Source organism: Dulcicalothrix desertica PCC 7102 (assembly GCF_003991905.1).
Classification (GTDB): Bacteria; Cyanobacteriota; Cyanobacteriia; order Cyanobacteriales; family Nostocaceae; genus Dulcicalothrix; species Dulcicalothrix desertica.
Genome location: NZ_RSCL01000003.1, coordinates 188,320 through 200,780, shown reverse-complemented (window position 1 = coordinate 200,780; position 12,461 = coordinate 188,320). Strand labels below are relative to the sequence as shown.

Sequence of the window (12,461 nt, the reverse complement as noted above, 5' to 3'; positions counted from 1 at the left end):
AGTTTCGCTCTTAGGCGCCCTTGGCAACGGATTACGTAACGGATGTAACGGATGCAACTAGAGAACTATCCGTTACATCCGTTGCATCCGTTGCCAAGCTATTTAATCAAAATTAAAAAGCAGACGTTTTTTGCTATTTCAGGTACGATAACGTTTGCAGGTCTATATAATACAGGCTCTAGGCATCTAAACGCTGGTAACTATTATGACTCCTCGAATTAAGTTTTTGATGTGCGCTCCTGACCACTATGATGTGGACTATGTGATTAACCCTTGGATGGAGGGAAATATCCATAAGTCTTCGCGCGATAAAGCTGTTGAACAGTGGCAGGGTTTACACCATATACTCAAAGAACACGCAATTGTAGATTTGGTGGCGCCCGAAAAAGGTGTGCCTGATATGGTTTTTACCGCCAATGCTGGCTTAGTACTAGGTAAAAATGTTGTTTTAAGTCGCTTTTTACACAAAGAACGGCAGGGTGAAGAACCATTTTTCAAAGCTTGGTTTGAGCAAAATGGTTATACTGTCTACGAACTTCCCAAAGATTTACCTTTTGAAGGCGCCGGTGATGCACTTCTAGACCGAGAAGGACGCTGGCTTTGGGCTGCATACGGTTTTCGTTCAGAATTAGACTCACACCCTTATTTAGCAAAGTGGCTTGATATTGAGGTGTTGTCTTTACGTCTTATTGATGATAGATTTTATCATCTTGATACCTGTTTTTGTCCTTTAGCTAACGGGTATTTACTTTACTATCCAGGCGCCTTTGATTCATATTCAAACCGCATGATTGAAATGCGTGTAGCGCCAGAAAAACGCATTATTCTTGAAGAAGCTGATGCAGTTAACTTTGCTTGTAATGCAGTTAACATCGACCATATTGTCGTAATGAATAAAGCTTCTGATGCTTTAAAAGCACGACTATCTGAAGTTGGCTTTCAAATACTCGAAACTCCATTAACCGAATTTCTTAAGGCAGGTGGCGCCGCAAAATGTTTGACATTACGCACCACTGAACCTGTACGCGATGAAGTTCATGCAAGTGTGTACGTTGAAAGTCGTATACTCAAACTTGAAGGACATTTACTTGATTCAGGTTTAATTAACCGCGCGCTCGATTTAATTATCGATAACGGCGGTAGCTTCCAAGTATTAAACTTTAACTTGGGTACACAGCGTCAAAGTACTTCGGCAGCAGAAGTAAAAGTTTCTGCACCATCGCACGAAGTCATGGAAAGTATTCTTTCGCACTTAATTGATTTGGGTGCGGTAGATTTACCCCAAGATGAACGCGATGCTAAACTTGAGCCTGTTGAGAAAAATGGTGTGGCGCCTGATGATTTCTATGTCACTACTATATACCCAACTGAAGTGCGTATTAGTGGTGAGTGGATACAGGTGCAAAACCAACGTATGGATGGCGCCATTGCAATTACACGAACACCTCAAGGTACTGTTGCTAAGTGTAAATTGTTACGCGATTTAGAAGTTGGTGAAGAAGTCGTTGTTGATGTTTTAGGTATTCGCACTATTCGTAAAACCGAATCACGCGAGAAACGTAATGCCGAAGAATTCAGCTTTATGTCAGCAGGTGTTTCTAGCGAACGCCGTGTAGAATTAGTTGTAGAACAGGTAGCTTGGGAATTACGTAAAATTCGTGATGCAGGTGGTAAAGTAGTTGTCACCGCAGGACCCGTGGTAATTCATACTGGTGGTGGTGAACATTTATCGCGTTTAATTCGTGAAGGTTATGTACAAGCATTGCTAGGTGGTAATGCTATCGCGGTTCATGATATTGAACAGTCAATGATGGGAACATCATTAGGTGTCGATATGAAACGCGGTGTTTCTGTAAGAGGAGGACATCGCCACCACCTTAAAGCAATAAATACAATTCGCCGTCATGGTAGCATCGCGAAAGCCGTAGAAGCAGGAATTATTAAAGGTGGAATCATGTACGAGTGCGTTAAAAATAACGTACCTTTCGTACTTGCTGGTTCAATTCGTGATGATGGCCCTCTTCCTGATACTCAAATGGATTTGGTTAAAGCACAAGTTGAGTATACAGAACATATTCGCGGCGCCGAAATGATATTGATGCTGTCCTCAATGTTGCACTCCATAGGTGTGGGTAACATGACACCTGCGGGAGTCAAAATGGTTTGCGTCGATATTAACCCCGCAGTCGTAACCAAATTAAGTGATAGAGGTTCCGTAGAGTCTGTTGGTGTAGTCACAGACGTAGGTTTATTCCTAAGTTTGCTAATACAGCAACTCGACAAACTAACCAGTCCCTATGTAAGCACACGCTAATTTACGTTCCAAAAATTTAATTCTCCATGTTTGTTGTGGAATGGGCATCCTTGCCCGTTCCAACTTTAGACGGGTGGATAGCTGCAAACAATGCAAACTCTAGTAAAGGTAAATTCCCCGGTTCTACACTAATAATAGAAAGAATGTCTTCCACCAGCCCTTGGTCACTGGCAAGGTTTCTTATCTATCGCAAGCGTTCTGTACGACTAAGTACAGATGTGGTAACTTCGGACTCTTTTTGATGGTATTCAGTACTAGAGGCTTCTTTCTGGTCAACAAGGGCAGTTGCCAGATTAAACAAAGGTCGTAAACCAGGTCGAAAGTCCACAATATGCCAATTTCCAGCATCGCGCAGGCGCCTTACCGGATTGCATTTAAACCACAAGACTAAACGTAAAGAACTATTATGTTATCTTTACTTGAATGTGTTAAAAATTATAGGTTAATTGCAATTGGTTATAGGTAAATAAGGGTGCATTTGCAAATGACGGTTACTCAAATCGAATTAGCACAGATTGTTGCTCAGGCCAGTTCTTTCTCAGAACTTCTTCAAAATCAGTTATCCAAGTTAGATGCTATTCAAGTTAGTGAACAGCAGATCAGCGCTAAACGTTTAGCTCACTGGTGTGAGGTGGTTGCACAGGGGAACTGGAAAAAATTTCTGCTTCGACTGCAGTGGGATGAGTTGGATATTGAGGTAGTGCGTTATGTTTTGGGAGGGCAGCCTCAAGCAAATATTCAAGCCCTGCCTAGCTGGGCAGAGACTTTGAGGGAAATTATTCAAACAACCAGTAGCTTTAAATTTCAAAATGTGACCCAATATCCTTCCCAAACCGAAATTCTAAAATCTAAACTTCCCATTACTCCTGAAAATCCGTTGCCCTTTGAAGATGTTCTGTTGCCTGCTATTTCTGTGGCGCGGCAAAAATTACTAACACGTTTAGGGGCTTGTTCATTATCTCCCAGTAATTTACCATTGGAACAGCTTTCAGAAACAGCTTACTTCAGTCTGGAGCGCAGCTTACTCCAAAAGCTCATAAACCTCTGTGGAAAAACTTTAGAATTTGAATTTTCTCATTCTCGTCCTATAGGATACAGTTTGCTTGAGCTTTTGATGGGAGAGGTTCAAAGTAACAATACCAAAGTTTACTACAATACCTTTGTAGATAAATTGTTACAGGATGGATTATTAGCGTTTTTCCAGAAATACCCTGTGCTGGGGAGGTTAGTAGCAACTGTCATTGATTTTTGGGTAGAAGCAACAGTGGAGTTTCTACAACGACTAAAAACTGACATATGCGAAATTCAGCAAATATACAATCACTCTACAGAGGTAGGAAAAGCAACTGACATCAAACTTTCCCTATCCGATCCCCATAACTGTGGTCGCTCTGTAATCATCCTCACCTTTGAGTCAGGGATGAAACTCGTCTACAAACCCAGAAACCTAGAATTAGAAGTAGCTTATAGTAAGCTATTAGAATGGTGCAATCAACAGGCTATACCTTTATCTTTTAAAGTCCTGAAGGTACTCAACCGCAGAAACTACGGCTGGGTTGAATATGTGGAGCAGCAGCCTTGTAAAGAAGAAGCAGAGGCGCAACGTTTCTACCAGCGCGCAGGTATGTTGCTGTGTCTACTATATACCTTGAGAACAAATGATTGTCACCATGAGAATTTAATTGCCAACGGTGAACATCTGGTGTTAGTGGATATGGAAACCTTAATGCAGCATCAAGCAAAACCAATAGCAGATCATCAGCTACTAACAGAAGCTGACACTACTGTAAAGGAAATATTCTCAAACTCAGTCTTGCGTACTGGACTATTACCCTACTGGGTTTTTGACAAAGATAAACGCATTAGTTACGACATCAGCGGTTTGGGCAGTGTTAGCCCACAGGAAATTCCTTGGCGTTCACAGCGATTAAAGTTTGTCAATACAGATGATATGCATCTGGTATACGAGACAGTTACAAAGCCAGTCGCTGGAAATGTGCCCACTATGAAAGGGGTAGCCCTATGTCCTAACGATTACCTTGAAGAATTGGTTTCTGGTTTCAAGCAGATGTATCGCTTCTTAACGGAAAAGCGGGACGCTCTACTAGCTACTGATAGTCCTCTAACAATATTTCAAGGTCTTCAAGCGCGGTTTATCTTCCGCGCTACTCATATTTACGGTTTTGTTTTACAAAATACCCTTGTTCCCGAATTTCTCCGTCATGGCATTGACCGCAGCATTGAATTAGACATCCTCAGTCGAGCGTTTGTTGTAACTCAGGATAATAAACCCAATGCTTGGGCAATTTTGCAGGCAGAAACCAGGGCAATGGAACAGTTAGATATTCCCTACTTTGAGGTTAACACCGACAGTGCTGACCTCAGTGTTGGTCTAGAGCAACCCATCAAAAACTATTTAAAAGAACGCAGTTACAACGAAGTAATTACCCAGCTACAAAAGCTCAATGAGACAGATTTAGCTCAACAGGTGGCAATTATTCAAGGGGCTTTTTATGCTAGAGTGGCGCAGACTCCAGAAAGCGCGCAGGAGACTAGGCGCCAAGAAGGGAATAAAGATTACTCACAAATCAATCCCCTCACTAAGGAACAGTTGCTCCAAGAGGCTAGCCGCATTGCTCAAGAAATTCAGAAACATGCGATTGTTGGAGCTGACGGTAGCATTCACTGGATTGGCTTGAGCTACGTTATCAATGCTCAACGGTTCCAATTTCAGCCTCTAGGAAATAGTATCTACGAAGGTAATTTTGGCATTGCCTTGTTTCTAGCAGCTTTGGATTACGTCAGGGGTACTACCCAATTCCATGACTTAGTCCTAGGGGCTTTACAATCATTGCGTAATTTTTTAGACACACCTGACACTAACTCACTGCAAAGATTAACTCAGCAAATAGGGATTGGTGCAGGTACAGGGGTTGCTTCCATGATTTATTCTCTAGTGAGAATTAGTCAATTCCTAGCGGATACAAAACTTCTCGAAGATGCGCGGCGGTTCGCTAACCTGATTACACCTCAAGTCATTGCCGCTGACCAAAGTTTTGATGTAACTACAGGTACAGCAGGAGGAATTTTAGGGTTGTTAGCACTTTATAATCAGACTGGCGAGCCAGGAGTCTTAGACAAGGCAATATGCTGTGGTCAGCATCTACTGAAGAATCGAATTAGCATCGATGATTGTCCCAGAGCCTGGAAAACTATTGCAGAAAAGCCTTCTGCTGGTTTATCTCATGGAACGGCTGGTATTGCATTAGCCCTGTTACATCTCTATGGCACAACCCATGACAAAGACTATTTAGAGGCGGCTTGTGAGGGAATTGCCTACGAACACAGTATCTTCTCAAAAGCTGCTCAAAACTGGCCAGACTATCGTGCCATTGCTCAACGAAATGGTCAATTCAAGTTTATGGCTAGTTGGTGTAATGGCGCCCCTGGAATTGGCTTGGCACGGTTGGGTGGATTGTCTATTTTAAATACAGAGGAAATCCATCAGGATGTGGAAGTGGCATTACAGGCAACAATAAATCACAGCTTGCAAGATGTGGACTTCCTTTGCTGCGGCAATTTTGGTAGGTTTGAGGTGCTGCTGGTGGCTGCCCAAAAACTATCACGTCCGCTATTACGAGAAATTGCCCAACAAAGAGCTGCTTGTGTAATAGCAAGGGCTGAACAAATCGGGGCGTATGAACTTTTTACAGACTTACCCAAGCAGGTGTTTAACCTCAGTTTCTTCCAAGGAACCTCTGGCATTGGTTACGAGTTACTAAGGTTGGCTTATCCAGAGAGATTACCCTCTGTGCTGTTGTGGGAATGAATACAGAACCTTCTGTACTTATTATTATTATTTTGTTGAATAGTTGAAGAGGGAAATTTTTAGACTAATTTTCCCTCTTCAGCTCCATCACTGAACTAGCAACTCACCTAGCAACTCACCACTGCTAGTACAACACATAAATTGGCTATTACAATGAGGCAGTATATCGCCTCCGCCAGCCACAGACATCAAGGCTTGTTCTCCCAAATCATTCCACATCAAAGTGTTTTCCCCCCGACCAGCAGCAGCTTTTTGCCTTTTTGAACGTGCCATTCTTTGTTTTAGAACTTCATCTGTAAATGTAAAGCCGTGTTCTGCGCCCAAAGTAACTGCAAGCTCATAAAATGCTTTCTCGTCACCAGCAGCTTTCAACTGCTCTTGTAAGTTGGAGTCTCTCTTCACCATCAGTGCAAACTCAACTACGCTATCCTTGCCTATGTCCTCAGCCGTAAAATTGTAGCCGTGTTCTGCGCCCAGACTAACTACACGGTGAAAAAAAGTTTCCTCGTCAATAATTGCTGAAAGCTCTTTTTGCAAATTTAGGTCGTTCTGGAGCAAACGAGAAAATTCCGTTAAGCTTTGTTTTGTCATATCTTATGACCTCCTGATGAGATTAAAGTTTATCGTGCAAAAACATAATTATGAAAACAAGATGTATTGTAACATTTTTCATTGACAATTATAATAATATTTATATATGAGTTGAATAGATGAATTCTTATATTAATTTGGCTTTATATTTTATTTTAAAGTTATATAGTTAGACATCAATTTTCGCTTGCTCCTGAGTATTTTATTTCCATCAATAGCATAAAGCTACTTATGCACAGAAACCAGGTTCCTAGGATTTTTGTATCGAATTTTCAACACCGATGGTTAAAGCATCACTATCAGCATAAGAAGCAAAATAAGGAATATCCAACTGCTCTACCAACTCCAGGGACGGATACTGTCCTATTCCTTTCGTGTCAAGGCATTAATTTCTCTTCCTCTATAAAAATAAGCGAACTTACAGTAATAGACCGATTATTTACAAAAACCCCGGCTAGCGAAAAATAATTAATTACTTCTTCTCTTAATAACTAAAAATAATTAATTATCAAGTCTAAATGCAAGAGATACTATTTTCTTAGGAAAAAACTAAACGGCTAGCCAAAAAGCTAAACTTTCCTTCATATTAGTAGGATTGAACAAAAAATAGGCGCATAAAAAAAGGAGATGACCAACATGATTCTCGATAAAGATACAGAACTCAAAGTTAAGGTAACCAGTCAGAAAATTCAAGAACTCGGAAACGATGAAGTATACGACTACAAGGTGTACATGAATGTCCATAAATTGGGATTTTTCCACCAATCGAAACTTCAAGCAGGTAAAAGCATAAAAAGCCACGCACATGCTGGTGATATCCTTAATTTTGTGATGGATGGCTCAGTTACTATAAATTCCAAAACTTATAACAAAGGAGACTGGTATCTGATCACGACGGGCACTACTTATTCTGGAGTTGTCAACCAAGAGGATGTAACAATCCTCATGTTCTGTAGCTTTGCCTCCAATCAAGGGGAAGCTCACATTGAGGCTTGGGTGACGCACGAAGCAGAATAGGGCTATTTAGTCTGTATGACCAGACCCATAATCCATAATAAATTATGGATATGGTAACAGCTTTATCTTTTTTTGAAACTGCACATCGCATGATATTTTATAATTACTTGCAAAAAATCAATCAGATTTAATAGCCAATTTTTATCGACCACAGTGACTGCATAACCTTTTTAGGAATTTAATTATGACTATTATTGCACCAAATACGAAAATAACTCCTGAATATATAGATAAAAATATAATTTTATGTTGTGGAGAAGATACAAATGAACTTATTGATTCATTAAAAAAACTCTCTTTTGAAGGTACAAAAGTACATGAATATAGATATAAACGTGAAATCCCCACTAGGCTTTTATTACAGACATTTTTGACTACAAGGAAAGCATTCTAACTAAAATGTACGACTATAAGCGCCGCGTTTGCCTTGATTTTAAAGGAAAGTTATCGACTTTTAACTGGTGCGTGATGCACAAGCCTTTTAATGATGTTGAAATTTTTTCATGGTGTCACGTAACCTACGTTTTCACGTGACACTATTTGATATTTACGGAAATTATACAATTGCTATAGTTTGATATTCTGTTAATTGATTAGTTCCTCCAATTAATACGTGTGACTCTAAAAGCAGAGGTTGGGTAAGTTCTAGAATATCTTTTAGACCTGCTATTTGCAAAGCTTTGATAACTTTACCAGATGCGAGAAGACGACGCTGCCACGGTAGTACCGTCAATGGAGTTTTTACATCTAAACTTAAAGCTATACCAACTTCTGCTAATTTGGCAATGTTAGTCTCAGTAATTGCTGAACGTCCATCACTTCGCACCGCAAAAGTGAGTGCTGGGTCTTCTGGTTCAATATTAACCGGGAACGGTACTACAATCGGTTCTGGAAGAATTTCCTCTACTTTTATAATAAAACACTCTTCGCCATTCGTTGTTTCTATTGATTCCCAACTTAACCCTTTAGTCGTGTCATCTAATATTTTTTTTATTTTTGTAGATACTACAATCCTTTCACTTTCATAATCCTGCACCATCTGATAATCATTCAAAATATTAGCCTTTACTTTTTCTTTGCCTGACTCAATGCCAAATACTTCAAAAATGCAATATACACCTAAATACAGTGCTGGGTAAGTTTCTAACTCGTTTGTCGCGAGTTCAAATTTGTAGAAATGCTCTACAGGCAATCCTTGTTTCGTCAACATAGATATTGCTTCTGTTAACTGTTGAGAGTCTGAAAAAATATAACTTGTGCTAGAACCGTGGCGATAAGGAGCGTACTTACTGATGAATTCTTCATATCCAGGAGTAATCTCTCCATGATAATTGTAAAGCTTAAGTTCAAGATGATGAATGGTTTTCATGGTAAATTTGCTACTTTTAAACTATTTCTTGGAATAAACCCCGACCTAGGTCTCTTTTAATCAATTTTAGCTCATAAGCTTGAATTGCTTTGCATCCCCATTCACGATGCTCCTTTGCTGATGCTTTTTTGAGAAACAGTCTCACTGACACTCCTGAAGTACCAATTTGCGGTTTAGCAAACCATTGATTGAAGTTCTGGTTGTTTATAGTATCAGTAACTGCTAAATTCTCTACAGAGTTTGCTCCACCTGCACACCGCTCATGTATATGATGCCATTCTTTGTTTAGCGGATTCTTAAATGAGTTGTGGTAGCGATAATTGAGAGTCTGTCGAGCATCGCTAAATTCACTCCAATCATTAAGATTCTTAATGGCTTCCCAAGCATCTCCGACTTTATACCCAGCAAGAGGATTGTAAAGGCGCCAACTTATACCATACTGTGTAAAGGGCATTTGGACTTTTATTGTTAACCCTCCTGGCAGGTTTTCCGCTTTTATAAATTCACCTGGCTGTATTTCAGTTACTTGTAGTATATTTCTTGACCAGCTCTTTCCGCTTTTAAGTTGGATTTGTCTTCCAACGCACAAATCATCAGGTATATTATTATTGCTTAATTTTGTCACTTTTGCTGTCCAAACCCCAGAAAATCGCCCCTTCGCTGATTATTACAGGTAGTGAAATAAACTGTGAAACAATTTGTAATATATTGGAAATGTGAACCAATGGTTCACATTTTGTAATTAGATTTTTAAGTAATACTTATGTATTGTTAATTTATTAATTCATTAAATATTACAATATATTTACAATCTATTCTAATTTTTCCTCTTGAGCTATGCAAGGCGCCATTTTAGAAAAACAGTCACGTATCAACTGGGTAAGTTTTATTGGAGACTTTTTGCTTTCGGGGATGGTAGTTGGTCCAGTGGTTGCTCCTTTCCTTGCTGCGTCTGGTTTACCAATGTTGCCGATAATTGCCAATATTATTTATTTTATGGGACATTATGTGTGTCCACAGCCAGATATGGGGGTCATGATGGCGCCACCATTTATCATGGCTGTGTGTATGCGGTGTTATGGTACTGTTACTGGTTTATTCATTTCGCGCGTTTTATTTGCGGTTACAGGTGGTAAAGGTTTTTACTGGTTGAGTCAGTACGGTTGGAACGGCGCCACGATTGCCGCTATTCTAATGATGGCTTATCCTTTTGAGTTAGGTGTGCAAGTGTTGGGATGGTGGGACTTTAATAATTTTATTGTCACACCGTTTGGTTTCATTACTGGATTAGCATGGGGTTTATTTACTATGCCTATACTCCACCAGAAACAAGTTTTGTAACTATACCAATAATGGCGCCAACAAGTAAAACCATACCCGAAAGAGAGCTTATCCCAAAACCAAGCGTCCGTTTTTCTGCTGCTTGGTAATATCCCCAAGCGTAAACTATACGACCAACCAGCCAAACGGCGCCGATAATAGCTCCCCATAAAGGGCTAACATAAAAAGAAAACAACCATAAACTTGGTAAAAAGAAAATTAATTGCTCTAAAGTATTTTGCTGTACACGCAATACTCGCTCGAAATTTGCGTCTCCACTCATTTGCGGTACTGGTACTTTATATTTAGCTCTCGCTCTACCAACATTTATCGTTAATACCAAATAAACCAGAAGCGTAAGAGTTGTAACAAGACTTGTCCAAGCAAACATATTTAACATTATTATGTAACTCTATTTCAACTATATTCAATATTAACTTTAAAAATAATCTAGCAACAGTTGTAGGTTGGGGAGCCACCTCCGTGCGGGGGTTTCCCCCGTTAAGGAGATTGTATTTTGATGGAAAGTAATTTATTTAACTAATATTTACTTAGATTGGCTCTGGCACCGTAACTAAAATGTGAACCAATGGTTCACATCTTATTAGATTTAATACAACTAGCTTTAAGTTTTGTTTTGTATACGTAACAGTACTCAGCTTTGATGTCGTTGCATAAAACTGTAATTTTTTTGGCAGAAAGAGATGACATTTATTCTGGCTAAACTTTTAGTCTATTAATTAAGCAGAAACCTTTACCGGATAAGCATTTCGATAAAAACTGGTTTCTTGAGTACATGAAAAATAAGGACTTAACCATGAATCGTCGTTCAGCTTCTATTGCCCTAACTACTCTTCTAGCTTTACCTGTAGCTGCTATTCTTAGCCAATTAACAATCAACCCTGCTGTTGCTCGAAGTAACAGGTGCAATTTAACTATTCAGCCAAACAGCTCTCGATATCCTCGCGGTGCAAACCTCTCTATTCGTTTTGAAGTTCGGCAAAATGGACACCCAGTTGCCAACACACCTGTGTTAGTTCAAGAAAGTTTCTATCACGAGTTCAGCAAAAGGACAGAGCAACGAATTCTCACCCAAACTGTAACCAATCATCATGGAGCTTTTACTCTTAACTACCAAGTACCAGTAGAAGTATTCAAAGACAAAGTTAATTTGTCATTCGTTAATCCTGTTGCTTCCGGTTGCTCTAGCTCATACATTATCCCCATTGGTAGATAGTCAGTTCAGGGGCAAAGACAAGGCTTTCACGTCTTTCCCCTTCCCATATTACTAAATTTGGTTAACTTTAATGATGAATAAAGCAGCATTAATTACTACGTTATTGTGTCTTGGATTGGGAATATTTGCCATTCCACAAAAAAGCCAAGCAATAGAAGTCCAAAAAATACTCGATGAAATGTTCAAACGTGGCTTATGTGCTACTGTTCAATCAAACAATAGAGATTGCCAATCTAACAATACAGACACATCACCAACACCAGCACTAACACCAACACCTGTACCCACACCAGAACCTCAGACTGGGGAACCGCAAAATACTTCAACTAGTTCTAAAACCCATCAGTGAGACTGAGTAAAAACAGGACTTACAATATTGTTATATTTGAGGGTACCTTACATCTTGCAGCATTCTCAACAAGCCAAAATAAACCGGGCTTCTTTACGATAAATTAGTGGTTTATAGCGATATTTTTGTCAAGAAGCCCGGTTTCTAAGCCTGGTGCAAGATGTGAGGTACGTGCAAAATGTGAACCAATGGTTCACATTTCTGTGTTAAAATATATTACAATATTGTTACAATTGATTAAAATTTTTACTCTTGAGCTATGCAAGACGCTATTTTAGATAATAGAGTTACGTATCAACTGGGTAATGGGAAAGGTTTTTACTGGTTGAGTCAGTACGGTTGGAACGGCACCGTTTGGTCTGATTACTGGGTTCGCATGCGATTTTTTTACTATGCCTATATTGCACGGTTCAGAAGTTTTGCGGCTAAAATAGA

The 12,461-nt window shown here is 39.6% G+C and carries 12 protein-coding genes and 1 pseudogene; 8 read left to right on the top strand and 5 right to left on the bottom strand.

What is annotated here, in order from left to right; translation table 11 throughout:
• Positions 1–205 precede the first annotated feature (205 nt).
• Positions 206–2,314 (top strand): bifunctional arginine dihydrolase/ornithine cyclodeaminase, encoded by a 2,109-nt coding sequence (gene argZ, locus DSM106972_RS07560; protein ID WP_127080124.1) that lies wholly within the window; start codon positions 206–208, stop codon positions 2,312–2,314.
• Positions 2,315–2,498: 184 nt separating this feature from the next.
• Here argZ and DSM106972_RS07555 read toward each other — a convergent pair whose 3' ends face one another.
• The gene (locus DSM106972_RS07555; protein WP_127080123.1) at positions 2,499–2,699 is read right to left on the bottom strand and encodes a hypothetical protein; all 201 of its coding nucleotides are present in this window, start codon (positions 2,697–2,699) and stop codon (positions 2,499–2,501) included.
• 99 nt (positions 2,700–2,798) lie between these two features.
• Between DSM106972_RS07555 and DSM106972_RS07550 the strand changes: the two genes are divergently transcribed.
• On the top strand, positions 2,799–6,143 hold the full coding sequence (locus DSM106972_RS07550) for a type 2 lanthipeptide synthetase LanM family protein (RefSeq protein ID WP_127080122.1): 3,345 nt from the start codon (positions 2,799–2,801) through the stop codon (positions 6,141–6,143).
• Positions 6,144–6,230: 87 nt separating this feature from the next.
• Here the strand turns inward: DSM106972_RS07550 and DSM106972_RS07545 are convergent, their stop codons facing one another.
• A complete protein-coding gene (locus DSM106972_RS07545; RefSeq protein WP_127080121.1) occupies positions 6,231–6,734 on the bottom strand; it encodes a Nif11-like leader peptide family natural product precursor in 504 nt (167 codons plus the stop codon).
• A gap of 636 nt (positions 6,735–7,370) precedes the next feature.
• Between DSM106972_RS07545 and DSM106972_RS07540 the strand changes: the two genes are divergently transcribed.
• Together DSM106972_RS07540 and DSM106972_RS07535 are read left to right on the top strand one after the other, a co-directional pair.
• A complete protein-coding gene (locus tag DSM106972_RS07540; protein ID WP_127080120.1) occupies positions 7,371–7,751 on the top strand; it encodes a cupin domain-containing protein in 381 nt (126 codons plus the stop codon).
• Positions 7,752–7,935: 184 nt separating this feature from the next.
• Positions 7,936–8,145 (top strand): hypothetical protein, encoded by a 210-nt coding sequence (locus DSM106972_RS07535; RefSeq protein ID WP_127080119.1) that lies wholly within the window; start codon positions 7,936–7,938, stop codon positions 8,143–8,145.
• A 162-nt stretch (positions 8,146–8,307) separates the two neighbouring features.
• On the opposite strand, the gene DSM106972_RS07530 is transcribed toward DSM106972_RS07535, so the two are convergent.
• Together DSM106972_RS07530 and DSM106972_RS07525 are read right to left on the bottom strand one after the other, a co-directional pair.
• A complete protein-coding gene (locus DSM106972_RS07530; protein ID WP_127080118.1) occupies positions 8,308–9,120 on the bottom strand; it encodes a hypothetical protein in 813 nt (270 codons plus the stop codon).
• 16 nt (positions 9,121–9,136) lie between these two features.
• Positions 9,137–9,745 carry a hypothetical protein gene (locus DSM106972_RS07525; protein ID WP_127080117.1) on the bottom strand — a complete coding sequence of 203 codons (609 nt, stop codon included), beginning with the start codon at positions 9,743–9,745 and terminating at the stop codon, positions 9,137–9,139.
• Positions 9,746–9,957: 212 nt separating this feature from the next.
• On the opposite strand from DSM106972_RS07525, the gene DSM106972_RS07520 reads away from it, so the two are divergent.
• Positions 9,958–10,461, top strand: coding sequence for a DUF2085 domain-containing protein (locus tag DSM106972_RS07520; protein WP_127080116.1), 504 nt, complete (start codon positions 9,958–9,960; stop codon positions 10,459–10,461).
• Here the strand turns inward: DSM106972_RS07520 and DSM106972_RS07515 are convergent.
• Complete coding sequence (locus tag DSM106972_RS07515; protein WP_127080410.1) at positions 10,433–10,831, bottom strand: MAPEG family protein; 399 nt, start codon at positions 10,829–10,831, stop codon at positions 10,433–10,435. The two genes, DSM106972_RS07520 and DSM106972_RS07515, sit on opposite strands and share 29 nt — an antisense overlap.
• Before the next feature lie 426 nt (positions 10,832–11,257).
• Here DSM106972_RS07515 and DSM106972_RS07510 point away from each other — a divergent pair, with 426 nt between their 5' ends.
• The 3 genes and pseudogenes from DSM106972_RS07510 to DSM106972_RS53225 all read left to right on the top strand — a co-directional run.
• Positions 11,258–11,677 carry a hypothetical protein gene (locus tag DSM106972_RS07510; RefSeq protein ID WP_127080115.1) on the top strand — a complete coding sequence of 140 codons (420 nt, stop codon included), beginning with the start codon at positions 11,258–11,260 and terminating at the stop codon, positions 11,675–11,677.
• Positions 11,678–11,747: 70 nt separating this feature from the next.
• A complete protein-coding gene (locus tag DSM106972_RS07505) occupies positions 11,748–12,026 on the top strand; it encodes a hypothetical protein (RefSeq protein ID WP_127080114.1) in 279 nt (92 codons plus the stop codon).
• A 271-nt stretch (positions 12,027–12,297) separates the two neighbouring features.
• A pseudogene (locus tag DSM106972_RS53225) lies at positions 12,298–12,460 on the top strand (DUF2085 domain-containing protein); the annotation flags it as partial.
• Between the last annotated feature and the right edge of the window lies 1 nt (position 12,461).